The following is a 22,445-nucleotide window of genomic DNA, read 5'->3' as shown; positions in this document are numbered from 1 at the left end:
ACCCCCGTGGTGCGTCAGCTGCCGGTCTCCTGGGCCCCGCCCCGCCGGCTGCTCTGGAAGAGCCGCCGCGCCGATTCAACGGCGTCCCGGACGGCGGCGCGTTCCTCTGGGGTGTTCGCTCCCCATTGGTCGGCGAGGTCGTCGGCGGTGACGGGCCTCGATGCTACGCGTGTTCGGGCCTGCTGGTCGAGGAAACGGTTGGGGATCGTTCCGGATGCGACGAGCAGTTCCAGCGGGGGCCTGCCGAGTGCTTCGGCGATGAGGAACAGGCTGGGGGCGTCGGGGACTCGGACGGCGTTGACGAGGCGGCTGACGGTGCTGCGAGGGACTCCAGCGGCGTCGGCGAGGCGTGCGGATTCACCGAAGGCGTCGAGGTCGTAGCCAGCGGCGGGCGCCCACTGCCTGACGTAGGCGGCAGCGGCGGCGGGATCGCGGTCGTCAGCCATCAGCGGTAGTCCCGTTCGGTCGGGCGGATCTGTTGCCAGGGGGCAACGGTACAGGCCGGAGGGGCGGCCGGCTGCTCGGGGGCTGCAGTTGGCGGGAAGTCGACCACCCCAGAGTGTTGCCCTTGAGCAATAGTTGGGGCAGACTATTGCCCAAGGGCAACAGAGCACCTGAAGGAGGTGACCCCATGCTCTTCTCTCCCACCCGCCTGCGCCGCGTCACCACGGCCGCTGGCGACACCAGCCTCAGCAAGATCGCCGCACGTACCGGCGTTGCGCCCAGCACCATCAGCAGACTGCTCAACGGCCGCCGGCCGCCGAGGATCGGCACCCTGGAAAAGATCGTCGCGGCCTACCCCGCGTTCTACGAGGACCCCGACGCCCGGACTGCGGCATGACCCGCGAGGAGCGCCTGGCCATCCTCGGCCCGGACGACGTAGCCGCCGCCCGCCGCCGCGCCGCCGCGGCACCGCCGCCGACGCCCGAACTCTGCGCGACGCTGCGCCCGATCCTCGCCCCGGCGATGAACCGCGTGCTCGCCGCCGAGGCGGCCGCCGCGCAGCAGCCGCTCGCGGCCTGACCGGCCCCAGACATGGGTCGGGCCCCTGCCCGGATGCCACCGGATTGCGCCCGGTGCCGGCACAGAGGCCCATCGGCCCACCCCGAAACCCACATCCGATCAACGGAAGGAGAGGCAGGCCATGAGCCAGCCTACCCGTTCGAACAGCCCGTTCGCCGGGCCCGACCCCGCCACCGTCCCCACGGTGGCCCGCCCCACCACCCCGATCCTCGCGATCATGGCCGGGCTGCAGCGCTTGTACGACCAGGTCGCCATCCCGGGTGTGCTGCTTCACGAGGCGGTCCTGTCCGCGGACGGCTTGTCGGTGGAGCTGCGGGTGTCGGGGATCGCCGCGCTGTCGTCCTGGTACGACGCCCACCCCCGCAGCTCGGTGTCGATGGGGTCCCGGCCCGGCCCCGGCGAGACCGAGGAGGTCCGGGGCGGCCTGTACTGGCTGCTGAGCTTGGGCCAGGTCACGGATGGTGTGCGGGCGTACGCCACGACGGTCACGGCCGAGTTCGAGGTGCTGCCGGACACGGCGTTGGTGCGGGCGTTGTGCCCGTGGGAGGCGCGGTTGCGGGCGGTGCAGGCGCGGGAGATCGCGGCGCACGCGGCGAAGCCGGGAGTGGCGGCGTGAGCGGTACCGGGTGGGCGCTGCTGGTCGTGGCCGTGTGGACGGCCGGGTTCGCGCTGGTGGCGCGTGAGGAGATCGCGGACTGGTGGCACTGCCTCCGGGCCCGGTCGGCGCGACGGGCGGCCCGCCGGTGACCGCCGAGCCGAACGCCTGCACGCACTGCGGGATTCCGAAGCGCGAGCACATGCAGCGCTGGAAGCCGCTGCCCGTCAGCTGGCACTGGTGGGCGGCCCCGACGGACAGCCAGATCCTCGCGCGGATGAAGGCCCGACGGGCCGCCCGCGTCACCAACTCCCAGGACGGAGGTTCCTGATGAAGCACCAACCCCTGCTGGCGGCCCGGGCCGCCAAGCTGATCCAGGGCGCGGGCATCCGCCGCCTGCGGTCCCGCCGCGCCGCTGCGGCGCTGGCCGATGCCGGGCTGCTCGCCTGGCCCGCCGAGGCGGACCCGTCCGGTCTGTCGCTGGGCCTGGAGATTCGGGCGGTCGGGATGGGCGTCGAACTGGACGCGTACCGGCTGTTCCGGGTGCTGGTCGGTGCGTTGGCGGCCGAGTCGGTGGAGGACCCGGAGGGCGTCGCGGCCGAGCTGGCCGTCATCGACGGCGCGAAGGGTCCGGAGTGGGAGGCGGTGCTGGACGTGCTGATCGAGCGGCTGGGCGGCGCGGAGGTGCGGTACCCGACGGCGCGGTCGGTGCACCGGCTGATCGAGCGGCTGGCGCAGGCGGCGGGGCCGGTGCTGCCGGCGCAGCAGGACCGGAGGGCGAGCTGATGGCCACCCGCCGCCTGATCGTCACCGTCGAGCTGAGCGACGAGCCCGGCGCCACGGCCCGCGAGCTGTTGGACGAGGTGTCCACCGCGGTCGAGTACGCGCACCGCCTCATCTCCGACGTCAGCCCTGACTACTCCGAGGAGGACCTCTGATGCGCATCGTGATGCGCCGTGAGGACGAGGACACCCAGCGGCTGATCCGAACGCTGCGCGAGCAGCTGGCCGAGGCCCGGGGTGAGGCGGTGGTGCAGTCGTCCGCGAACGGACGCCTCACCGCGAGCGCGGTGACGGCGCAGGCCGAACTCGCCAACAACAACCGGGTGCTGCTGAGCGGGCACCGGGTGCTGCGGGAGGAGAACGCGGTGCTGCGGGAGCGGGTGCGGCTGTTGGCCGCCGACCGGGATGGGCTGCTGGTGCAGCTGGATCGGGCGTTGGGCTACGACGACGCGGTGCTGGCGGACATCGCCGCCGGGGCCGTGGACTTGAAGAAGAAGGCGAGCACCACGCGATGACGATGACCGAGCTGCCGGGGCCCAGCGCCCCGGCCGCCGGGCGGCGCATCACCCCCACCGCCCGCCTCGTCCTCCCCGCCGACGCCGACCGCGACACCTGGCTGAACGCCCGCCGCCAGGGCATCGGCTCGTCCGACCTCGCCGCGATCCTCGGCCTGTCCAAGCACGGCAACGCCCTCACCGTCTACTACGACAAGCGCGGCGAACTCCCCCTCGACGACGAGGACTCCGAGCCCGCCTACTGGGGCCGCGTCGACGAGGAGGGCGTAGCCCGCCGCTGGGCCGCCAGCAACCGCACCTCCGGCCGGCGCGTCGGCCTCGTCGCCAACGTTGACCGGCCGTGGCAGATGTGCACCCTCGACCGGCGCGTCAACGCCTGCCCGATCGACCCGGCCGCGCAGTGCGCGCTGGAGATCAAGTGCAGGGACAAGATGAAGGCCCCGCAGTGGCGCCGCGGTTGCCCGGACGATGTCCTCGCGCAGGTGCTCCACCAGGCCGACGTGTGCGGTTTCGACCACATGCACGTCGCGGTGAAGATCGGCGGTAACGACTACCGGCAGTTCACCGTTCGCATCGCCGAGCACGAGCAGCTGGTCCTCGACCTGCGGGCCGCCGCCGCCGAGGTGTGGCAGCGCATCATCGACGGGCGGCCGCCGGTCCTCGGCCCGGACGCCGACCCGGACCCGCTGCTCCACCTGTACCGGCGCCTGCACCCGGAGCGCTCCGGCGTCGTCCGGATCGACCGGGACGGCGACGCGCAGGACGCCCTCGACGACTACCTGACGGCCCGAGCCGAGGTCACTGCCGCCGAGCGGCGTCAGAAGGCAGCGAAGGCCCGCATGCTCGCCGCCCTGGGCGGCGCCGAGATGGCCGTGATGGGCGACCGGCCCGCGTACTCCATCGAGCAGCGCAGCAAGCGCGGCGCGGACCTGAACCGGCTCGCGGAGCGGTGGCCGGAGGCGTACGCGGACTGCGTCGCGGACCGGCCGTACGACCAGATCAGCATCCCCACCGACGTGCGGAAGAGGCACAGCACATGACCCAGCCCACCACGCTCGCGGAGCGCGCGGCCGCCGCGGCCGGCCGCACCGAGCGCGAGTCGTCCTCCCCGGTCGAGTTCACCACGCCGAACACCCCCGTCGACACCACGATGCCCGACCTCGGCGACTACGAACCCGGCGACGACGACCCCGAGATGATCCCCGTCCACCTCGCCTGGCTGCGTGTCCGCCGCGACGTCCGCGGCATCGCCAAGCGGGAGCAGTACAACGCCGCCGGCACCCGCTACAACTTCCGCGGCGTCGACACCGTGGTCAACACCTTCGGCCCGATCACGCTGAAGCACGGCGTGAACATCTTGCCCGTCAGGGTCGACGCGGAGTACCGCGACACCACCACGTCCAAGGGCAACAAGATGCGCGAATGCACGGTGACTGTCTCCTGGCAGGTCATCGGCCCGATGGGCGACACCCTGCCGAGCCTGCTGCAGTCGCAGGGCGAGGCGCTGGACTCCGCGGACAAGGGCAGCGCGAAGGCGCAGAGCGTCGCGCTGCGGGTGCTGTTGCTGAACGCCGGGCTGACGCCCACGCACGACAAGGACCCGGACGCCTCGCACGTCGACCGGGGTGAGGCGCCGCGCCGGTCGGCCCGCGACTACCTCGACGAGATCATGCGGCCGGACACGGCCCGGGCGCGCCTCGCCCAGATCAACTACGAGATCAAGCAGGCCGGCCTGTACAGCGCGATCGTTACGAACGAGGACGGCGCGGAGGAGCAGCTCGGCGCGCTGCTGTTCCGGGTCGGCAACGAGCGCATCGCGGGCGGTGCACAGTGAGCTGGGGCCTGGGCCGCATCGTGGCCTTCGACACCGAGTCGACCGGCCTCGACATGGAAATCGACCGGATCGTCACCGCCGCGGTGATCGGCCTCGGCGGCGGTGAGGACACCGCGGTGCTGTCGTGGCTCGCCGACCCCGGGATCGAGATCCCCGAGGCCGCGTCGGCGATCCACAAGGTCACCACCGAGCGGGCCCGAGCCGAGGGCCGCCCGGCCGCCGAGGTCGTGCGGGAGATCGGCGAGGCGCTGGCCGACGTGGTGGGCAAGGGGCTGCCGGTCGTCGCGATGAACGCCAGGTTCGATTTCACCCTGCTGGACCGGGAGTTGGCCCGGCACGGCCTGCCGTCGCTGGCCGAGCAGGCTGGCCGGGAGCCGCTGGTGGTCGACCCGTACGTGATCGACAAGGCCGTCGACAAGTACCGCAAGGGCTCCAGGAAGCTGATCGACATGGCCGCGCACTACGGCGTGGCCCTCGGCGACGACGCCCACGAGGCCGGTGCCGACGCCCTCGCGGCGGCGCGGATCGCGTACAAGCTCGCGGCCCGGTACCCGGCCGCCCGGCAGCCGCTGGAGCAGCTGCACGCGGCGCAGGTCGAGTGGGCGCGGGAGCAGGCGATCAGCCTGCAGGCGTACTTCCGGAAGACCGACCCCACCGCAGTGGTCGAACCGCAGTGGCCGCTGGTCCCGCGCCCGGGCGGTGCCTCGTGAGTCAGCTGCTGCTCCCGACGGTCGTCCCGGCTCCGGCCGGGGCGGCCCCCGCCCCCGCCCCCGCAGCGGCCGGGGCCCGGCCGCTCGTCATCGGCCTCGACCTGTCCCTCACCTGCACCGGCATCGCGGGCCACGGATGGAGCGAGCACGTCCGCGGCGGCACCCGGCGCGGCGAGGAACGCCTCGGCTACATCCTCGGCGAACTCCAGTCGTTCTACCGGGCCGCCGACTTCGTGGCGATCGAGGGCGAGTCCTTCGCCAGCAAGCACCGGCACGACGAGATGATCTCGCTGTTCTGGCTGGTCCGCCTGGACCTGTGGAAGCGCGGCATCCCGATCGCGGTGATCAAGCCCGCCAAGCGTGTCGTCTACGTCCTCGGCAACGGCCAGCCCTGCGACCCGGCCACCGGCCACCGACTCACCGGCGACCCGCTCAAGGCCGCCGTCCGCGACGCGGCGAGCGCGCTGTTCGGAGTCGAGTTCGAGGGCCCCGGCAAGTTCGACCGCGCCGACGCCTACGTGGTGTTCGCGATGGCGATGCACCACCTCGGCCACCCCCTCGCCGAACTCCCCGCCACCCACACCCGCGCCCTCGACGGCGTGGCCTGGCCCGAGAGGACCGACCAGTGACTCACCGCCTCACCACCCCCGGCCTGATGGCCTGCACGCGGTACCCCGACCTGTTCAGCACCCCCGACGGCCACCGCGTCAGCACCAGCACCTACCAGGCCCGCCTGGACGCCGCCCGCGAGATCTGCATCGAGTGCCCGATCATGCTCGCCTGCCGCGACGAGGCCCGCCAACTCAGGGCGTTCGGCGTCTGGGGCGGCGAGGACGACATCGAACGGGCGTCCGCCGGGTTCAAGCCGCGGCAGCGCCGACAGCCCGCGCAGTGCGGCACCGAGGCCGGGGCGCGCCGCCACCGGCTGGCGCAGGAGAAGCCGTGCACCATCTGCCTGCAGGCCGAGACGGGCGCCCAGCGGCTGCGCAAGCGGCGCGCCGAGCCGCCGAAGTGCGGCACCCGTCGCGGCTACCAGCGCCACCGGCGCCTGGGCGAGGACGCGTGTGAGCCGTGCCGGATCGCCAACACCGAGGCTGACCGTCGGCTGCGCGCGACCGGCACCACCCTCGCCGCGTGACGCCGTGGACCGGCGGGTTGACGATCCGCCCCCGCGGCCTCGGCGGCCGGCCGACCGCCGACTACCTGTGCACCCGCTGCACCCCGCACTACCACGCCCGCCTCGTCGGTGAGAACGTTCGGCACGCCGCCGACCTCCGCACCTCCCACCTCGCAACCCACCACCCGAAAGGCACACCATGAGCGCCGACGACACCCAGCTCGTCGCCATCGACGGACGGGACGCCCTGTTCTACCTGATCGTCAGACCTGGGGCGGACACCGCCAACGTGGTGCTGGAGCACGGCGGCAAAGGCATGTCGAAGCAGCAGGCGGCCTACATCCTGCGTACCACGGCCGACAAGCTCGACCCGGCGGCCTGATGAGCGGGCCCCGCACCGCGGTACGCACCGCATGCCCGCGGTGCGGGGCCACCACCATCGCCACTCCCGACGGCCGGCTCCTCGACCCCGAGCCGCACCCGCTCGCCGTCCACCTCCCCGACGGCGGCCGACTCGATGCCGAGCAAGCCGCCGAGATCCTCACCGGCCGGGCCCCGGCCCGCGCGCACCACCCGCACCTCCCCGGCCCCTACGGCTGCAACCCCGCACCCCTCACCCTGTTCTAGAGGAGCCCCGTGAGCAACGTCCGCCCCTTCCCATACGAGGTGCCCGGCGACGAGCGCCGCGCCACCTCGCTGGAGGACGTCGCCGAACAGTGGCTCATCGCCGCCGTCCTTGACAGCCCACGCGGCTACCAAGAAGCCGCCGAGGTCATCGAACGCGACGACCTCACCAACCACGGCTACCGCCTCATCTGGGACATCACCGGGCAGCTCATCGCCAACGGCCGCGAGGCCCACGCCCTCGCCGTCCGCTTCGAGATCGAACGCATGGGCCGGCTCGCCGAAATCGGCCGAGGCCGCCTCATCGACGACCTCGCCGCGATCAACATCCCCTCCGGCATGGCCGGTTCCCTCGCCGAGAAGGTCGCCCAGCAGGCCCGCGCCTGGCGTGCCTCAGCGTTTGCCGTCCGCTACCGGCAGGCCGCCACCGAGTCCGACCCCGACGACGTCGACCACCTCCTCGCCAAGCTGCTGGACGAGCACGTCGCCGAGGAACGCGCCAAGGCAGAACGCGCGTCGAATCCCGGCGGCGGCCCGGCGCACATTCTCGCCGCGGCCCTCGACTGGCAGGCCCTGTTCACCACCGACTACCACAACGTCCGGCTCCTGCCCGGACGGATCCTCGCCCCCGGCCAGCAGATCGCCGTCGTCGGCGACGGCAAGGCCGGCAAGTCCCTGTTCCTGCAGGAGTGGGTATGGCGGGCCGCCACCGGGCAGAGCGCCCTCGGCGACACCCCGCAGGACCCGATTCGGGTCCTCTACATCGACGCCGAGAACGGCCACCCCGAACTCCAGTCCCGCTTCCGCTCGTTCGGCGCCCGCCCCGATGCCATGGGCTCCCTGACCTACCTGTCGTTCCCGCCGATCCGGCCTCTCGACACCGCCGCCGGGGGCCAGGACCTCCTTGCCGCAGCCAAGGCGGTCCGCGCCGACGTCGTCGTCATCGACACCATCAGCCGGTTCATCAGCGGCGAGGAGAACTCGGCGGACACCTGGCTCGCCCTGTACCGCAGCACCCTCATGCCGCTGAAGTCGAACAGCATCGCCAGCATCCGTCTCGACCACACCGGCAAGGACGGCGACCGCGGCGCCCGGGGGTCCTCCGCGAAGCGTGATGACGTCGACCACGTCTGGGAGTTGCGGGCGCAGGGCGGCGGCATTCTCTCTCTCAAGCGCACCCACTCCCGCACCGGCGTCGGCCCGGACGAGTTCACCATCCTGCGACACGCCCGCCGCGACGGCGACACCTGGGCCGCAGGCGGCACCACCCACAAGCTCATGGACTGGCCCGACCGGGCCGCGCTGATCGAGGGCAGCGCCGAATGGATCGCCACCAAGCTGGAGCAGGCCGGCGTCGACCCGACCTGGGGCAGTCCCCGGGTGGCGAAGTGGTGTGCCGAGAACGGCATCCGGGCGGCCAAGGCGAAGGTCGAAGAGGCGGTTCGGATCCGGAAGGCGAAGGCGGTTCAGGAGGCCCGGAAAGACCTCCCCGGACACCTCCCCTACTCGCCGGTAACTGAAACTCCCCGCGACCAGCGGGGAGGGAAACACGAAACCGCAGGTCAAACCTCCCCCGGGGAGGTCGCGGGGACCCCTGGGAACGTGCCTCAAGCACCTCCCTCCCCCCGTCCCCCCTCTAAGGAGGGGGGAGGGGAGTGCGCACCCGGGAAGGAAGCGCCGATCTGCACCCTCTGCGGCGACCCCTTCGACCCCGACTGGGCCGCCCGCGGCTACACCACCCACCTCCTCTGCGACACCCCCCGCGCCGATCCCTAACCCCAGCCACCGCGCCCCGTTGACGGGCCGCCAGCCACACCCGAGGACCCGCGATGACCGACACCCAGCCCACCGCTGACGTCACCCCCCTCGGCGACCCCCCGCCCTGGGACGACCGCCCCCGACTCTCCTACGACCTCCACGTCACCATCAGCAACGGCCCGTTCCAGGACAGCCACGGCTACGAGACCGGCCAGACCTGCCCCGGCTGCGACCAGCGCCCCACCGACGGCGACGAGATCACCCGCATCGGCACCACCTGGTGGCACCTGGCCTGCTTCACCCGACACATGCGCACCGGCGGCGCCGACGCCGCGTGGCAGGCCCTCGGCACCGACCTCGCGGCCCGACCGTCCCGCTACTCGGTCGCCGAGACCCGCGCGATCACCCGCAACCTCCTCCGCCTCGCCACGAAGGGCACCCGATGACCCAGCCCACCCCGACCCCCGACCTCGACACCATCCAGGCCTGCGCCGACGACCACCCCCTCATCGCCGACGACTGGTGCCAACTGGAACGCGGCCACGCCGGGATGCACCGATCCGGTGGCGACTGCTGGTCCAACGACTCCGACCCGGCCCGCAGCGACCGCTGACACACCCGACACCCGCCAGGAGCCACCGTGGACCCGATCATCGCCCGCTGGGACCGCACCGAAATCCCGCCAACCACCGCCACCGACAACACCATCCTGTGCTGCCTCGCCGACGACGGCACCCCCATCGCCCTCATCCTCAGCCCCGACGAGCGCCGGCGCCTCGCCCGCGAACTCACCACCCCCGCGCCCGGCCTGCCCCGCCACCTCCCCGGCGGCCGCCGTACCGTCCACCGCCGACGACTCACCACCCGCTGACCGCCGTGTCCGCCGACACCTACACCGCCATCAACTGCGACGCCAAGAACGGCGAGTGCGGCAACGCCACCCACCTGCCGACCCCGTCCACCGCCACCGAAGTCCGCCGCGCCCGCGCCGCCGACGGCTGGCACACCCGCCCCGGCGGCCGCGACATCTGCCCCGACTGCTGGACCGCCGGCCACCGCTGACCACCGCCGCCTGACCACACCAGACCAGGAGCCACCGTGCGCCCGCCCACCCCCTACTTCGGCAGCAAGGCCAGCATCGCCCCCTGGATCGTCAGCCTCCTGCCCGCCCACCAGCACTACGTCGAGCCCTACGCCGGTGGCCTCTCCGTCCTCCTCGCCAAGACCCCGTCCCGCATGGAGACCGTCAACGACCTCGACCACGAACTCGTCACCTTCTGGCGCGTTCTCCGCGACCGGCCCGACGACCTGATCCGCGCGGCCGCACTCACCCCCCACGCCCGCGCCGAACTCGACGCCACCTGGGACCCCACCGACGACGATCTCGAACTCGCCCGCCGCATCTGGACCCGCCTCACCCAGGGCCGCTCCGGCACCCTCCGCAAGACCGGCTGGCGCCACTACATCGACCCCGCCGGCTCCGCCACGTCCATGCCCGGCTACCTCGACGCCTACCGCGACCGCCTCGCCGCCGCCGCCGAACGCCTCATGGCCGTCAGCCTCGAATGCCGCCCTGCCCTCGAACTCATCGCCGCCTACGGGCGCCGCCCCGGCGTCCTGCTGTACGTCGACCCGCCCTACCTCGGCTCGACCCGCGGCTTCGGCAAGAAGAACTACCGGGTCGAGATGCAGAGCGACGACCAGCACCGCGAACTCGCGGCCGCCCTGTGGGAGTGCACCGCGCCCGTCGTCCTGTCCGGCTACGACAGCCCGCTGTACGACGACCTGTACGACGGCTGGCACCGCTACACCGCGGCAACGTGGACCGGCAACGCCCGATCCGACATGGCGCGTACCGAGGTCGTGTGGTCGAACCGCGAACTCGCCGGCCAGTCCGAACTCGACCTGTTCCCCGCCGCCTGACCACACCAGACCAGGAGACCACCAGCATGACCACCACCGACCGCTCCCCGCGCGAGCAGTTGGAGCGCGCGTTGCACGTCAGCTTCAAGCTCCCCGAGCAGGCCCGCGCGATGCTCGACGCCTACCGCGACCAGGTGCTCGCCGAGGCCACCGAGGTCCTGCGCAGGCTCCCCGCGGCCGAGGAGGACCGGTGGTGGGACACCCGAGACCGGGACCTCGCGATCCGCCTGCTGCTCGCGGCCCGCACCGGCCAGGAGGGCTGAGACGTGGCCGACCAGCCGATCTCCGCCCGCCAGCGTCTCGCCGCGCTGCTGGACGCCGCCGGCGTCGACTACGACACCGCCGACGCCGCGATCACCGCCGCGATCGCCAAACAGATCGCCCTCATCGCGCAGGCCCTCGAACTCGCCAACCCGGCCAGATCGCCGGAGTTCAGCGCGGGTGTCGAGTGGGCCGTCAGCACCCTGTACTCGACCGCTGGGCAGCTCGCCAAGGTGGCTGCCCGGTGAGCGCGCCCGAGCAGCAGGCCGCGCCCGAGCAGCCCGACCTCCGGCAGCGCCTGGTCGACGCCCTCCGCGACGCCGCCTACGACTGCGACGGGCACTGCGGCCTCGACGAACAGGACTGCCTGGCCCAGCACCCGATCGAGGTCGCGGTCGAGCACCACGGCGTCGCCACCGACGTGTACGGGCCGATCACCGCGCTCGCCGAGGTCGCGGCCGACGCGGTGCAGCCCGAGCTGGCCGCCCTCCGCGAACAAGCCGAGCGCTACCAGCTCGGCGCGCTGGAGAGGGCCGCGTTGCTGGAGGAGGCCCGCGACGAGCTGGAGGCGGCCGGACAGAACGGCGCGCACGGCGACGCCTGGCCCGCGATCGCACCCGCCATCCGCGCACTCGCCGCCGAGAACACCCGGCTCCGCGCCCTCCTTGCCCGCGACCACGCCGCCGCCTACCACCAGGGCGAGCCCCGCGACAGCCTGCTCTGGCACTGCGGCCGCGACCACTGCACCGTCGCCCCCGCCGCCCGGCCGACCACCTGACCACCATGCTGGACACCACCAACTCCCCATCCCAGGAGGCGACATGACCCGCTGGACCGACGACCCGACACTGAACGCCCCCGACGGCCACACCTGGCAGCGGCCCACCCACGACCCCGAGCCCTGCCCGAACTGCCAGTGCTGCAGCAAGCGCCTCTGCGAGAAGGCCGCCACCACCGTCATCCCCGCCGGCGACGACCACCCCGAGATCCGCGGCATCGGCTGCGAGCTCGCCCTGCCCGACGCGACCCACTACTCCACCGTCGTCGGCTGCCCCTGCACCGCGCACCTGCCCGTCTACGGCCCGTCCGCCTGACCACCCATCCGGCCGCCCCCCGGGGCGGCCCAACCCAGGAGCCCGACATGGCCCGCTGGACCCGCACCGAGACCACCCTCCGCCGCGTCACCCACGCCGTTCCCACCCCAGCCCACCACGCCGACCTGCACGCCGCCCTCGACGCCGCAGCCGGCCGGTGGTTCCGCGACCACGGCCGCAGCGTTGGCGAGGACTTCCCCGACGACGCCCTCACCATCACCGTCACCGACGGCGCCGTGCTCATCTCCTACGACATCACCGACACCGAGGCCGCCGAGTGACCCGCGTCCTGGCCGCCGCCGGCTGGCTCCTCCTCACCGCCACCGTGGCCGTCGTCCCGCTCGCCCTCACCCTCGCCCTCTGCCGCGCAGCAGCCGACCCGACCGACCAGGAACAGCCGTGACCCCCGAGCACACCCCGCGCCCCGGCCACACCTGGAACACCACCGTCCGCCCCGTCGAGCAGCCGGTCACCGACGAGCAGCCCGAGCCCCGGCCGAACCGTGCTGCTCGCCGCGCCCTCGCCCGCCGCCGACGCTCGATGGGCCGCACCGACCTCCCCGACATCGCCAACTACCCGACCACGCCCCGCTGACGCCCGCCAACAGGCAAACGAAGAGGGCCCCACCCCCTATGCAGCCGGCAAGCACCAGTCGGGGGTTGGCCCTCTTCAGGAAGCCAACCACGGTCTCCAACGCCGAGTATCGAGCCGAGGACACCGCCATGCAACTGCCCCACTTCGTACCCCGCACCGACAGCACCACCGGCGTCCTCCCCTGCGTCGGCAACGCTCACCTCTTCGACGAACCCGGCACCGCCGACCAGGCCGCCGAACTCTGCGCCCGTTGCCCGATCCGAACCGCCTGCGACACCTGGGCCACCACCCACCGCGAGTGGGGCACCTGGGCCGGCCGAACCGACGAAGACCGCGGCACCCCCCGCACCGAACTCCCCGACCGACGCCGCATCACCCGCGACGAGGAGTACGACGACTGCGGCACCGAAACAGCCCACCGCCGCCACGCCGCCCGCGGCGAGCAGTGCGACCGCTGCGACACCGCCCGCGCCGAACGAACCCGCGCCGCCCGGGCCGCACGGCTGATCGAAGAACACCAGCGACCCGGCGGCCCGACGCGGTACGGGTACCGACTACACCTGAAGCTCGGGATCCCCGCGTGCCCGCCCTGCTTGGCGGCGCACACCGCAGAGACCGGGAAGAACTGGTACCGGCACGCGGCGTAGCAACAGAAGGGCGGTGGCAGGAAGCTCCTGCTACCGCCCGCTGCACGTGCTACGCCTCGGTGTTGCGGATGGAGTCCGCCACGCCCTTCGCCAGCTCGCCGTCGACCCGCTCGAAAAACCTGACGATCAGGCCGTGGACTCGGTCCTCGGCGACGCCCTCGCTGACCAGCAGCTCGTGCAGCGCGCCGTGCAGGACGCCTCGGGTGTACGCGGTGGCCCGCTCAGTGGCGGTGCCGTCAAGTGTGTTCGACATGTGACCAGGCAACCACGTTCCGGCGCGGGCGCGCCGGGGTTTCACGGAACTCCGCCTCAAGGGCTACGGGAGCAGCACCCGTTGACGGCCCGCCACCAGGTAGGATCGGGCCACACAACAGAGCGGGCCAGGCACGGGGATCGCAGCCCCGGCCCGGCCCTGACCAAGGAGAAGCACCTCCATGGCTACCGCCCAGCCTACCGGCGCCCGCGCCCCCTGGTACGCGCGCACCGCAACCACCGCCGGCCGCCCCGTCGTTCTCGCCCTGGCCCTCGCGATGTGCGCCCCCGGCGAGTACCAGCTGGCCCGCCTCGCGGGCTGGTCCGACCCTTGGGCGTACGGCATGCCGGCCGCCCTGTCCGCGTACGCGGGCATCGCCGCTGTCGTCGCCGCTTCCCGCCCGAAGGGCGCGCGCGGTCGGGTCTCCGCGATCCTCGGGGCCGGTCTCGCCATCGCTCTGGCGCTCGCCGCGCAGATCGGTGCGCACCTGATCGAGCAGGGGCACATGCAGGGCAACCAGGCGTGGTTGATCGCGTTGATCTCGGCGGTGCCCCCGGCGGTGGTCGGGCACCTGCTGCACCTCGCCGCGACGCCGGTTCCCGCTACCACGCCTGCCACGGGCCAGTTGACGCCCCGCCGGTTCTCCCAGGTCGAGCAGACCCCGGCGGAGGCCGTGCCCGCAGGCGCCCCGTCCAGCCCCGTCTCGGCGGTTCCGCCTCGGCCTGCGGCCGCGCCGCATGTTCCTGTCGCCTACTCGGACCCGCGCTGCACCGTGATCCGCAGCCTGTACGCGGGCGGGTACCGGCCGTCCACCAGCAGCATGCGCGACGCGATCGCGACCGCCGGGCTGGAGTTGCGTTCGGACGGGTTCATCCGGGGGACGTTGCGGCGGCTGGTCGAGGAGGCCGAGCCAGAGCTGCGCCTGCTGCCGGAGGAGCCGGTGCGGCGGCTGGCCGCCGTCGGCCCGTAGCCTGATTCCCTGCTGGCCGCCCCGGGACGCGGGGCGGCCAGCGCGACGGAGAGGACACCAACGTGAGTACCGACGGTCTGCTGGAGTTTCTCCGCGCGCGCCTGGACGAGGACTCCGACGTCATCCGCGCAAGCTGGAACAAGGGAGACGTCACCTCCGAGCGCTACCACGGCACGCCCTTCGACCCCTCGCGGGCCATGGCCGAGGTCGACGCCAAGCGGCGGATCCTGGACAAGTACGAGTACTGGGCGAAGAGGAATTCGTTGGGCCTCCCCGACAGTGTCGATGGCGGCCGTGAATACGGCTTGGAAGACGCGGTTCAGTGCCTCGTCCTGCCGTACGCCGCCCACCCCGACTACCAGCCCGGGTGGGCGCCTCAGGCATGACCGACGGTCACAGCTCGGCAACACCCACCACGTGCCCCGCACCCGCCCGGCAGGCTGTCACCCATGACCAAAACCACCGTCGTCACCCGCCGAGGCGCCAACCACGGCCTGCACCTGTTCCTCACCATCATCACCGCCGGCCTCTGGGCCATCACCGGCTGGCCCATCGCCGCCATCATCGGCCGCCGCACCAAGACCACCACGCACACCGAGTAGCAACCCGGGCCCACCCCGGGTTAGCCCGGCAGCCCCCACCGCCCGCCTGCCTACCCTGCCCACCAGGGAGGCAGCACGATGGGCGCACCGAACAACAACTCCGCGAGCACCACCGAAGTGCAGTTCCGGCGACACACCGCCGTGGAGCTGCGCCGCACCGGCATGTCCTACGTCGCCATCGGCGAGCACCTCGGCGTCAACCGGAAGACCGCGTGGCGCTACGTCCAGGACGCCCTGATCGAACGCGCCCGCGAGACCGCTACCGACCGCGACGCCCTCGTCGGCGAGCAGATCGTCGTCATCGAAACCGTGCTGGAGGGCCTGCTCCCGAAGGTCGCTGCCGGTGACGCCCGGGCTGCCGAGGTCGTGCTGAAAGCCCTCGACCGGCATGCTCGCCTCTTCGGCCTCGATGCGCCCGTCCAGATCAAGGCGGAGCTGACCAACGAGCGGGTCTCCCGGGTGATGCAGCTCGCGGAGCAGCTCGCCGAAGCAGCCGGGTCCGGGCAGTGACGATCGCCCCCGACGTGCTCGCCGAGATCCAGCAGCTCACCCCCGAGGAACTGGAGCTGCTGGAGGGCGAGCTGGCGCGCCGCGCGTGGGAGGCCCGCTGGTCGTCGTGGACGCCGTATCCGTGGCAGGTCTGCCCCGGCGAGGTCGAGACGCACGGCATGTGGCTGCAGCTCGGCGGCCGCGGCACCGGGAAGACCGACGGCTGCGCCCGGTACATGGTGAGCCACGTCAACGGGCCGCCGTGCGACCCCAGGTTGCCCGGCGGGCACCGCATGTCGATCATCGCGCCGACGCAGGGTGACGCGGTCGAGTCGGCCGTCAACGGGCCGTCAGGGCTCAAGGCCCACGACCCGCGGGTGGTGCTGCGCACGACCGTCGGTGGCACGTACGTGCGCTGGCCCAGCGGTGCCGAGGCGAAGCTCTTCGGCGCGCACACCCCCGACGACGTGGAGCGCCTGCGCTCCGGCGGCAACAGGTGCCTCGTCTGGCTGGAGGAGGCCGCCGCGATGCGGCACCTTGGCCCCGCGCTCACCCACTCCGCGATGGGCCTGCGCGTCGGGCCCCGCCCGCACTACATCGCCTCGACCACCCCGAAGCCGCGCCGGGATATCGTCGACCTGCTCGCCCGCGAGGACGTCCTCACCACCCGGGGCCGGACCCGCGACGCCCACCACCTGCCGCAGATGATGCGGGACAAGCTGGTCGCGAAGTACGCCGGCACCCGCATGGAGCGCCAGGAACTCGACGGCGAGCTGCTCACCGACATCGAGGGCGCGCTCTGGTCGTTCGCTCTGCTGGACGCGACCCGGGTCGGCGCGGCCCCGCCGATGTCCCGGATCGTCGTCGCCGTCGACCCCGCCGCCACCTCCAACGCCGAGTCCGACGAGATGGGCATCATCGTGGCCGGCCGCTCCGCCGCCGCGATCCCCGACCGCAACGGCACGACCCGGCAGCACGGCTACGTCCTGGACGACCTGTCCGGCCGGATGCCGCCGCTGGACGCCGTGCGCCGCGCCGTGCAGGCGTACCACGCCCACCAGGCGGACGCGATCGTTGCGGAGGTCAACAACGGCGGCGACTGGATCGGCACCGTCGTGCGGCAGGTCGACCCGACCGTCAACTACCGCACCGTGCGCGCCAGCCACGGCAAGACCACCCGGGCCGAGCCCGTCGCCGCCCTCTTCGAGCAGCACGCCGCGCACCTCGTCGGCGGGCACTCCACCTTGGAGGACCAGCTCGCCACCTGGGTCGCCGGCGACGCCTCCCCCGACCGCCTCGACGCCCTCGTCTGGGCCCTGACCGAACTCATGCTCGCCCCGGCCGGCAACTTCGCCGCCGTGGCCTGAGAGGAGACCGCCCGTGGGACGCCGTCACCAGCCCAGCCGCGCCCGAGGCCGCCGCGCCGCCGCGCCCGGCGCCGCCCTGGACGCGCTCAGGGACCGGCGCCCCATCAGCTTCAGCACCGGCTCCGCCGTAACCCTCAACCTCGACCCGGAGTCCCGCGGCTACTCCCACTCCGCGGTCGCGTACCGGTGCGTCGCGGCGATCGCCGACAACGGGTCCAGCATCGACATGGTGGTGCGCAACGGCGAGGGCGAGGTGATCCAGGGCCACTGGGTGTCCCAGCTGTTCAACAAGAAGCCCAACCCCCACATGTCCGCGCTGGTTTTCAAGAACGTGATCCTCCAGCAGGGCGAGTTGGCCGGGCAGAGCCTCGTCTACCTTGACCGCGGCGAGACCCGCCTCGGGCCCGTGCAGGGCGCGTACATCATCTACGACCCGGTACAGCCGGTCGTCGACAAGCCGGCCGCGGACCAGCCCACCCCCGGCGACCTGCTCGGGTTCGTCGTCAATCGGGCGGACGGGCAGCGGATTCCGCTGCTCCCCGAAGAGGTGCTGTGGCTGCGCTACCCGCACCCGTTCGACCCGCTGGGCTGCCTCGCCCCGTGGAAGGCGGCACGCCACGCCGTGGACATGGACGCGTTCGCCCGGGAGTGGCAGCGCTCCTCGTACCAGAACGGCGCGTCGCCGACGGGCGTGATCTACCTCGGTGAGATGAACGAGACCAGCTACCTGCAGGCGAAGGCCGCGTGGCGCGCCGAGATGCAGGGCCCGGCGAACGCCGGCCGGAACCTCCTCGTCGCGTCCCCGCCCGGCGGCTCCGGCAAGGGCGTCTCGTACGCCCGCGTCGGGCTGACTGCCGAGGAGATGGACTACCTGGAGTCCCGCGTCGCGAACGCCTCGGAGGTGGCGCTCGCGTTCGGGGTGCCGCACGACTACCTGTTCGGGCAGTCCACGTACAACAACCAGCAGAGCGCCAAGACCACGCTCTGGTCCGACACGATCAAGCCGAAGCTCGACATCATCGCGTCCGAGGTCGACCTGCGCCTGCTGCCGTCCGAGGCCGAGGACGCCACCTGGGACTACGACTCCGTCACCGCGCTGCAGGACTCCCAGGACTCCGTGGCCAACCGCGTGCGCGCCAGCACGTACGCGGACCTGATGATGATCGACGAGGGCCGGGCGCAGCTCGGCCTCGGCCCGCTCCCGGACGGCCTCGGCCAGCACACCCTGACGCCGTACCGGGCGCAGTTCGCCCCGGTGCAGGGGCAGGCCGCGGCGTCCGGTGACCGGGCGTGGGACGTCGACTGGTCGCAGGCGCTCGCCCCGGACCTTGATGCGGTGGTCGAGCGGGCCGTCACCAGGGCGTTGACGGCCGTCCGCGGCGTGCTCCCGGCCGTGCCCGCGCCCCGGCTGGAGCTGACCCGCGGCACCGTCGGGCCGTCCGTGGCGCAGGTGCAGGCCGACTACGACGCGATCGAGGCTGAGGGCCGGGCCGCCGTGCGGCGCCTCGCGAAGGAGCAGCAGGCCGCGGTGCTGCGCGACTTCGACCGGCTGATGGCCAAGCCCCAGCGCAGCGCCGACTGGCTGGCCACCCTGCTGACGCAGGCCGCGGCGCTCGCGGTCGAAGGCCGGGTTCGGCTCGCGGCCCCGGACGGCGAGCAGGTGCCGGCCGCCGAGATGTCCGAGTTGGAGCTGGCATCCGGCCCGGACGGCTGGGAGCAGCGCATCAAGGCCCGGGACCTGTTCGACCCGCGGTACTGGCGGAAGCGGACGGCCGAGGCGCTGACGCCGTTCATCCGCCGGGCGGCGAAGCGCGGCGGACAGGGCGTGCAGGACGGGTTCGACGTCGACCAGCCCGATGTCGCCCAGGCGTTGGCGGACCGGGTGGACGAGCTGGCCGGGCAGATCACCGGGACGACGCAGCGCGCGCTGGAGGCGCAGCTGCTGCAGCACGGTGTTGAGCAGGGCGAGTCGGTGGCGAAGCTTCGGGCGCGGCTGCAGAAGGTGTTTACCGACCTCAGCGACTACCGGGCGGAGATGATCGCGCGCACCGAGACGGTCGGGGCGTACAACGCTGCGGCGCTCTCGGCGGCGCTCGACTCGGGCGCGGTCCGCAAGAAGTGGCTGGCCACCAACGATGCGCGGACCCGGCAGTCGCACCGGCTCGCGAACGGCGACGTGGTACCGCTGAACAAGCGCTTCACGGCCAGCCAGTCCAGGTGGCCCGGTGACCCGGCCGCGCCCGCCAACCAGTCGATCAACTGCAGGTGCACCCTGCTGTTCGAGTACGAGGAGAACTGATGGCCACCCTCCTGCGCGGCGAGGTCCCCGCGATCCTCCAACCCGCCGGCGCCGCCCAGTACCAGGGCGCGTACTGCCCGCCCGGCGTCCCGTACGCTGAGGTCCGCCGCGGCCCGTTCGACGGCAAGACGGACATCGCGGTCCGCCCGGACCCGGACGGCGAACTGCCCAGGCACATGACGTTCGGCGGCGGCCGAATCGTCTACGAGTACGACGGCCGCGACGACCGGGGACGCGCGGTGTACCGGTACGCGCCGCGGCTGTCCCTGTCGCACCGCACGGTGATGGACGGCGTGGCGGAGGTCTACGCCCAGCACAAGCTGGAGGGGAAGAGCTGATGGCCGAGTTGGAGCTGCGGCAGCTGGGCGACGTGCAGTGGCGCGTCGCCGACGGCGAGGACGGCACGTTCGAGGGCCTGGCCTGCCGGTACGGCGTCGTCGACTCGTACGGCACCACGTTCCACCCGCGGGCGTTCCGCAAGGGCGGCCTGAAGGGCCAGTACGCGATGCTGTTCATGCACGACCCGGCGCAGCCCGTCGGGGTGTTCACCGCCGAGGAGCGGGACGACGGCCTGCACATCGCGGGTCGGTACGACGACACCGCGGCGGGTCGGGACGCCCGGACGATGGCCCGGTCCGGGAGCGCGCCCGAGCTGTCCGTCGGGTTCGTGCGCACCGACCTGCCGCCGTTCGAGAAGCTCGCGCAGCTCTCGGAGGAGGACTACAAGGAGACGCTGGCGAATATCCGCGGGGCCCGGTTGGTGGAGGTCTCGCAGATCACCGCCCGCATGGCCGCCGTCCCGGGGTCGAAGCTGAAGACCGTCCGGGCCGCGCTCGGGGCGCTGTTCGACGACTCCCCCCTGGACGGCCTGGATACCCAGGTCGCCGCCGAGCGGGCTCGCCTCGCCGCGCAGGGCACTGCCCGCCGCCGCGCCGCCGCGCGCCTCGCACTCGCCGTGACGGCCCGCTGACGGCTCGCTGGCGGGGGTCCGGCCGGGGTTAGCCCGGCAGCCCCCGCCAGCACCCTGCCTATCGTGCTACCCATCCGGGCCGCCCGTACCGGACGTACAAGCCACGGGCTCGCCGGGGCGCTCCACCGGCCGTGAAAGACGGACGCACACCCAGACCACTGGGGCGTGCACACGTCCCACGGACCCGAGAGGACCCGGCGATGAGCAACACCCGCCGCGCGATCGGTACCCGCAGGGGCCGAGCGCACCAGGGCGAGGACCCCACCCTCCGCTACCCGATCTTTCCGATCGCCGGTGGCGCACCGACCCTGACAGAGCAGCGCGACGAGGTCATGCGCCTGCTCGCAGACGACTCCTACGACGGTGACGTCGACGAGCTGATCCAGCGCGCCGACCAGATCACCGGACAGATCGAACTCGCCCAGCAGCGCGACGCCCGACTCCGGGCCCTGCAGGCTGCGGCCGTCCCCACCCCGGGCGAGGGGCAGCAGCGCGCCACCCAGCCCGGCCAGCAGCCGGACGGCACCGTCCCGGACCCGGTCACCGCCGCCGAGGCATTCGTCCGCTCCGCCGCCCTCGCGCACTTCCGGCAGAACGGCAAGGTCGGCAAGTTCTCGGTGGAGCACCGCACGATGCCCGCGGGCACCGTCACCACCAGCACCTACCCGCTGCAGAACCACCGCGTCCCCGGCGTCATCCCGCAGAACCCGGACTACCCGCTCCTGGTGGCCAACCTCCTGGACCGGCAGACCTCGGACGGCACCACGCTGGAGTACCTGCGCGACACCTCCGGCCCGGTCACCGGCTCCGGCACCTGGAACAAGGCTGCCGTGGTCGCCGAGGGCTCAACCAAGCCCCAGTCCGGGCCGTTCTCGTACGACACCATCACCACCACGCTGAAGACCGTCGCCCACTGGGTGCCCATCACGAGGCAGACGGCCGACGACAACTCCCAGATGATGGGCTACATCAACGGCCGGCTGACCTACGGCCTCGACTTCCTGATGGACCGGCAGATCCTCACCGGCAACGGCACGACGGAGATGCAGGGAATCCTCACCACGCCCGGCATCGGCACCTACCAGCCGGGCTCCGGGAACACCGACGCGAAGCTGATCACCGTCCGCAAGGCCCGCACCCAGGCCGAACTGGCGATGTACCCGCCGGACTCGGTCATCATGAACCCCCTCGACTGGCAAGACATCGAGCTCGACACGGACGCCAACGGGCAGTTCCGGGTCATCACCTCGGTGACCGAGCAGGCGTCCGCGATGCGCCTGTGGGGCCTGACCGTCGTGACCACGGTGGCGATGGCTCAGGGAACGGCGCTGCTCGGCGGGTTCCGCGCCGGGGCGACCCTGTGGGAGCGGCAGGGGGTGACGCTCCTGATGACGGACTCGCACGCGTCGTTCTTCATCGACAACGTGCTGGTGCTCCTGGCTGAGCGCCGGGCGAACGTGGCGGTCCACACGCCGGCCGCGTTCGTCAAGATCACGTTCGCGGCGCTGCCGTAATGGCCGGCGTCCAGCAGCAGGTGACGCTCGTCAAGGGCGGCACGCGCAAGGACGGCCAGGAGACCGTCGACCTGCGGGTCATCGGCACTTCCCTGGCCCTGATGGACGGCACCGCCAAGCCCACGATCAACAACCAGGGCAGCACCTTCGCCGACCTGGCCGCCGTCACCACCGCCTACAACAACCTGCTCGCCGCGCTGCGCACCCGTGGCGTGATCGGAGGCAGCTGATGACCACCCGCAAGAGCACCGACGAGACCGAGCAGGCTGCTGTTCGGCCCCGCGAGTACGCGGCCGGCACCGGCTGGGACGTCGGCCAGAGCGCGCCGGACGACGCCTACCGGGCGCTCGACCCGGACGGCACCGGCGCGCCGGTTGGCCCCGTCGTTCACACCCACCCGGGCGGCTACGCCGTACAGATCGTCGCCAAGGGCGCGCTCGTCACCGAGAGCGTGGCGCGCGCCCTGGCGGCCGCTGACGACCCGTCGACGGAGAGCTGACGGCC

Annotated in this window: 43 protein-coding genes; 41 read left to right on the top strand and 2 right to left on the bottom strand. The window is 72.7% G+C overall.

What is annotated here, in order from left to right:
- Positions 1-14: 14 nt before the first annotated feature.
- Positions 15-446, bottom strand: a complete 432-nt coding sequence (locus ABD345_RS27720; RefSeq protein WP_344555798.1) for a helix-turn-helix domain-containing protein — start codon at positions 444-446, stop codon at positions 15-17.
- A gap of 185 nt (positions 447-631) precedes the next feature.
- On the opposite strand from ABD345_RS27720, the gene ABD345_RS27715 reads away from it, so the two are divergent.
- From ABD345_RS27715 to ABD345_RS27570, 30 genes are all read left to right on the top strand, one after another.
- Positions 632-841, top strand: a complete 210-nt coding sequence (locus ABD345_RS27715) for a helix-turn-helix domain-containing protein (protein ID WP_344555797.1) — start codon at positions 632-634, stop codon at positions 839-841.
- On the top strand, positions 838-1,023 hold the full coding sequence (locus ABD345_RS27710; RefSeq protein WP_344555795.1) for a hypothetical protein: 186 nt from the start codon (positions 838-840) through the stop codon (positions 1,021-1,023). The genes ABD345_RS27715 and ABD345_RS27710 overlap by 4 nt, the downstream gene beginning before the upstream one ends.
- 121 nt (positions 1,024-1,144) lie before the next feature.
- Positions 1,145-1,639, top strand: a complete 495-nt coding sequence (locus ABD345_RS27705) for a hypothetical protein (RefSeq protein ID WP_344555791.1) — start codon at positions 1,145-1,147, stop codon at positions 1,637-1,639.
- Entirely contained in the window at positions 1,636-1,770 is a 135-nt protein-coding gene (locus ABD345_RS27700; RefSeq protein ID WP_344555789.1) for a hypothetical protein, read from the top strand. Before ABD345_RS27705 ends, ABD345_RS27700 begins: the two co-directional genes overlap by 4 nt.
- On the top strand, positions 1,722-1,949 hold the full coding sequence (locus ABD345_RS27695) for a hypothetical protein (RefSeq protein WP_344555787.1): 228 nt from the start codon (positions 1,722-1,724) through the stop codon (positions 1,947-1,949). The genes ABD345_RS27700 and ABD345_RS27695 overlap by 49 nt, the downstream gene beginning before the upstream one ends.
- Complete coding sequence (locus ABD345_RS27690) at positions 1,949-2,404, top strand: hypothetical protein (protein ID WP_344555785.1); 456 nt, start codon at positions 1,949-1,951, stop codon at positions 2,402-2,404. Before ABD345_RS27695 ends, ABD345_RS27690 begins: the two co-directional genes overlap by 1 nt.
- On the top strand, positions 2,404-2,556 hold the full coding sequence (locus ABD345_RS27685) for a hypothetical protein (protein WP_344555784.1): 153 nt from the start codon (positions 2,404-2,406) through the stop codon (positions 2,554-2,556). Before ABD345_RS27690 ends, ABD345_RS27685 begins: the two co-directional genes overlap by 1 nt.
- The gene (locus ABD345_RS27680) at positions 2,556-2,915 is read left to right on the top strand and encodes a hypothetical protein (protein ID WP_344555783.1); all 360 of its coding nucleotides are present in this window, start codon (positions 2,556-2,558) and stop codon (positions 2,913-2,915) included. Before ABD345_RS27685 ends, ABD345_RS27680 begins: the two co-directional genes overlap by 1 nt.
- Complete coding sequence (locus ABD345_RS27675) at positions 2,912-3,955, top strand: YqaJ viral recombinase family nuclease (RefSeq protein ID WP_344555782.1); 1,044 nt, start codon at positions 2,912-2,914, stop codon at positions 3,953-3,955. Before ABD345_RS27680 ends, ABD345_RS27675 begins: the two co-directional genes overlap by 4 nt.
- Positions 3,952-4,749, top strand: coding sequence for an ERF family protein (locus ABD345_RS27670; RefSeq protein WP_344555780.1), 798 nt, complete (start codon positions 3,952-3,954; stop codon positions 4,747-4,749). Before ABD345_RS27675 ends, ABD345_RS27670 begins: the two co-directional genes overlap by 4 nt.
- The gene (locus tag ABD345_RS27665; RefSeq protein ID WP_344555778.1) at positions 4,746-5,459 is read left to right on the top strand and encodes an exonuclease domain-containing protein; all 714 of its coding nucleotides are present in this window, start codon (positions 4,746-4,748) and stop codon (positions 5,457-5,459) included. Before ABD345_RS27670 ends, ABD345_RS27665 begins: the two co-directional genes overlap by 4 nt.
- Entirely contained in the window at positions 5,456-6,088 is a 633-nt protein-coding gene (locus ABD345_RS27660; protein ID WP_344555776.1) for a hypothetical protein, read from the top strand. The genes ABD345_RS27665 and ABD345_RS27660 overlap by 4 nt, the downstream gene beginning before the upstream one ends.
- A complete protein-coding gene (locus ABD345_RS27655; RefSeq protein ID WP_344555774.1) occupies positions 6,085-6,597 on the top strand; it encodes a WhiB family transcriptional regulator in 513 nt (170 codons plus the stop codon). Before ABD345_RS27660 ends, ABD345_RS27655 begins: the two co-directional genes overlap by 4 nt.
- The gene (locus ABD345_RS27650) at positions 6,594-6,779 is read left to right on the top strand and encodes a hypothetical protein (RefSeq protein WP_344555772.1); all 186 of its coding nucleotides are present in this window, start codon (positions 6,594-6,596) and stop codon (positions 6,777-6,779) included. The genes ABD345_RS27655 and ABD345_RS27650 overlap by 4 nt, the downstream gene beginning before the upstream one ends.
- The gene (locus ABD345_RS27645; protein WP_344555770.1) at positions 6,776-6,958 is read left to right on the top strand and encodes a hypothetical protein; all 183 of its coding nucleotides are present in this window, start codon (positions 6,776-6,778) and stop codon (positions 6,956-6,958) included. Before ABD345_RS27650 ends, ABD345_RS27645 begins: the two co-directional genes overlap by 4 nt.
- Complete coding sequence (locus ABD345_RS27640) at positions 6,958-7,203, top strand: hypothetical protein (RefSeq protein WP_344555768.1); 246 nt, start codon at positions 6,958-6,960, stop codon at positions 7,201-7,203. The genes ABD345_RS27645 and ABD345_RS27640 overlap by 1 nt, the downstream gene beginning before the upstream one ends.
- A gap of 9 nt (positions 7,204-7,212) precedes the next feature.
- Positions 7,213-8,976, top strand: coding sequence for an AAA family ATPase (locus ABD345_RS27635; protein WP_344555766.1), 1,764 nt, complete (start codon positions 7,213-7,215; stop codon positions 8,974-8,976).
- A gap of 53 nt (positions 8,977-9,029) precedes the next feature.
- On the top strand, positions 9,030-9,404 hold the full coding sequence (locus ABD345_RS27630) for a hypothetical protein (protein ID WP_344555764.1): 375 nt from the start codon (positions 9,030-9,032) through the stop codon (positions 9,402-9,404).
- The gene (locus ABD345_RS27625; protein WP_344555762.1) at positions 9,401-9,571 is read left to right on the top strand and encodes a hypothetical protein; all 171 of its coding nucleotides are present in this window, start codon (positions 9,401-9,403) and stop codon (positions 9,569-9,571) included. The genes ABD345_RS27630 and ABD345_RS27625 overlap by 4 nt, the downstream gene beginning before the upstream one ends.
- 27 nt (positions 9,572-9,598) lie before the next feature.
- Entirely contained in the window at positions 9,599-9,829 is a 231-nt protein-coding gene (locus ABD345_RS27620) for a hypothetical protein (protein WP_344555760.1), read from the top strand.
- Between the two features lie 5 nt (positions 9,830-9,834).
- On the top strand, positions 9,835-10,020 hold the full coding sequence (locus ABD345_RS27615; RefSeq protein ID WP_344555758.1) for a hypothetical protein: 186 nt from the start codon (positions 9,835-9,837) through the stop codon (positions 10,018-10,020).
- A gap of 36 nt (positions 10,021-10,056) precedes the next feature.
- Positions 10,057-10,881 (top strand): DNA adenine methylase, encoded by an 825-nt coding sequence (locus tag ABD345_RS27610; protein WP_344555756.1) that lies wholly within the window; start codon positions 10,057-10,059, stop codon positions 10,879-10,881.
- A gap of 26 nt (positions 10,882-10,907) precedes the next feature.
- Positions 10,908-11,144, top strand: coding sequence for a hypothetical protein (locus ABD345_RS27605; RefSeq protein WP_344555754.1), 237 nt, complete (start codon positions 10,908-10,910; stop codon positions 11,142-11,144).
- Between the two features lie 3 nt (positions 11,145-11,147).
- Positions 11,148-11,390, top strand: a complete 243-nt coding sequence (locus ABD345_RS27600) for a hypothetical protein (protein WP_344555752.1) — start codon at positions 11,148-11,150, stop codon at positions 11,388-11,390.
- Positions 11,387-11,920 carry a hypothetical protein gene (locus ABD345_RS27595; protein WP_344555750.1) on the top strand — a complete coding sequence of 178 codons (534 nt, stop codon included), beginning with the start codon at positions 11,387-11,389 and terminating at the stop codon, positions 11,918-11,920. The genes ABD345_RS27600 and ABD345_RS27595 overlap by 4 nt, the downstream gene beginning before the upstream one ends.
- A 43-nt stretch (positions 11,921-11,963) precedes the next feature.
- Positions 11,964-12,236, top strand: coding sequence for a hypothetical protein (locus ABD345_RS27590; protein WP_344555748.1), 273 nt, complete (start codon positions 11,964-11,966; stop codon positions 12,234-12,236).
- Positions 12,237-12,283: 47 nt separating this feature from the next.
- Entirely contained in the window at positions 12,284-12,517 is a 234-nt protein-coding gene (locus tag ABD345_RS27585; RefSeq protein WP_344555744.1) for a hypothetical protein, read from the top strand.
- Positions 12,514-12,639 carry a hypothetical protein gene (locus ABD345_RS27580; protein WP_344555742.1) on the top strand — a complete coding sequence of 42 codons (126 nt, stop codon included), beginning with the start codon at positions 12,514-12,516 and terminating at the stop codon, positions 12,637-12,639. The genes ABD345_RS27585 and ABD345_RS27580 overlap by 4 nt, the downstream gene beginning before the upstream one ends.
- Complete coding sequence (locus ABD345_RS27575) at positions 12,636-12,830, top strand: hypothetical protein (RefSeq protein ID WP_344555741.1); 195 nt, start codon at positions 12,636-12,638, stop codon at positions 12,828-12,830. Before ABD345_RS27580 ends, ABD345_RS27575 begins: the two co-directional genes overlap by 4 nt.
- Positions 12,831-12,958: 128 nt before the next feature.
- Positions 12,959-13,477 (top strand): WhiB family transcriptional regulator, encoded by a 519-nt coding sequence (locus tag ABD345_RS27570; RefSeq protein ID WP_344555739.1) that lies wholly within the window; start codon positions 12,959-12,961, stop codon positions 13,475-13,477.
- 49 nt (positions 13,478-13,526) lie between these two features.
- On the opposite strand, the gene ABD345_RS27565 is transcribed toward ABD345_RS27570, so the two are convergent.
- Complete coding sequence (locus tag ABD345_RS27565) at positions 13,527-13,730, bottom strand: hypothetical protein (protein WP_344555737.1); 204 nt, start codon at positions 13,728-13,730, stop codon at positions 13,527-13,529.
- A gap of 181 nt (positions 13,731-13,911) precedes the next feature.
- Between ABD345_RS27565 and ABD345_RS27560 the strand changes: the two genes are divergently transcribed.
- From ABD345_RS27560 to ABD345_RS27510, 11 genes are all read left to right on the top strand, one after another.
- Positions 13,912-14,700, top strand: a complete 789-nt coding sequence (locus tag ABD345_RS27560; protein WP_344555735.1) for a hypothetical protein — start codon at positions 13,912-13,914, stop codon at positions 14,698-14,700.
- A 62-nt stretch (positions 14,701-14,762) separates the two neighbouring features.
- Positions 14,763-15,086 (top strand): DUF6221 family protein, encoded by a 324-nt coding sequence (locus tag ABD345_RS27555; RefSeq protein ID WP_344555733.1) that lies wholly within the window; start codon positions 14,763-14,765, stop codon positions 15,084-15,086.
- Positions 15,087-15,149: 63 nt separating this feature from the next.
- Positions 15,150-15,302, top strand: coding sequence for a hypothetical protein (locus ABD345_RS27550; RefSeq protein WP_344555731.1), 153 nt, complete (start codon positions 15,150-15,152; stop codon positions 15,300-15,302).
- A 78-nt stretch (positions 15,303-15,380) separates the two neighbouring features.
- Positions 15,381-15,812, top strand: coding sequence for a helix-turn-helix domain-containing protein (locus tag ABD345_RS27545; RefSeq protein WP_344555729.1), 432 nt, complete (start codon positions 15,381-15,383; stop codon positions 15,810-15,812).
- Positions 15,809-17,158, top strand: coding sequence for a phage terminase large subunit family protein (locus ABD345_RS27540; RefSeq protein WP_344555727.1), 1,350 nt, complete (start codon positions 15,809-15,811; stop codon positions 17,156-17,158). The genes ABD345_RS27545 and ABD345_RS27540 overlap by 4 nt, the downstream gene beginning before the upstream one ends.
- Positions 17,159-17,171: 13 nt before the next feature.
- Positions 17,172-19,457: a phage portal protein gene (locus tag ABD345_RS27535; RefSeq protein ID WP_344555725.1), complete on the top strand. Its 2,286-nt coding sequence runs from the start codon at positions 17,172-17,174 to the stop codon at positions 19,455-19,457.
- Entirely contained in the window at positions 19,457-19,795 is a 339-nt protein-coding gene (locus tag ABD345_RS27530; RefSeq protein WP_344555723.1) for a hypothetical protein, read from the top strand. Before ABD345_RS27535 ends, ABD345_RS27530 begins: the two co-directional genes overlap by 1 nt.
- Positions 19,795-20,427, top strand: coding sequence for an HK97 family phage prohead protease (locus tag ABD345_RS27525; protein ID WP_344555722.1), 633 nt, complete (start codon positions 19,795-19,797; stop codon positions 20,425-20,427). Before ABD345_RS27530 ends, ABD345_RS27525 begins: the two co-directional genes overlap by 1 nt.
- Positions 20,428-20,627: 200 nt before the next feature.
- Entirely contained in the window at positions 20,628-21,941 is a 1,314-nt protein-coding gene (locus tag ABD345_RS27520; protein ID WP_344555720.1) for a phage major capsid protein, read from the top strand.
- Complete coding sequence (locus ABD345_RS27515; RefSeq protein WP_344555718.1) at positions 21,941-22,171, top strand: hypothetical protein; 231 nt, start codon at positions 21,941-21,943, stop codon at positions 22,169-22,171. The genes ABD345_RS27520 and ABD345_RS27515 overlap by 1 nt, the downstream gene beginning before the upstream one ends.
- Positions 22,171-22,440, top strand: a complete 270-nt coding sequence (locus tag ABD345_RS27510) for a hypothetical protein (RefSeq protein WP_344555716.1) — start codon at positions 22,171-22,173, stop codon at positions 22,438-22,440. The genes ABD345_RS27515 and ABD345_RS27510 overlap by 1 nt, the downstream gene beginning before the upstream one ends.
- Positions 22,441-22,445 lie beyond the last annotated feature (5 nt).

The sequence above is a fragment of the Kitasatospora saccharophila genome, assembly GCF_039529925.1.
Lineage (GTDB): Bacteria > Actinomycetota > Actinomycetes > Streptomycetales > Streptomycetaceae > Kitasatospora > Kitasatospora saccharophila.
The sequence above is the reverse complement of the archived record's forward strand: the minus strand, read 5'-3'. Positions and strand labels throughout refer to the sequence as shown.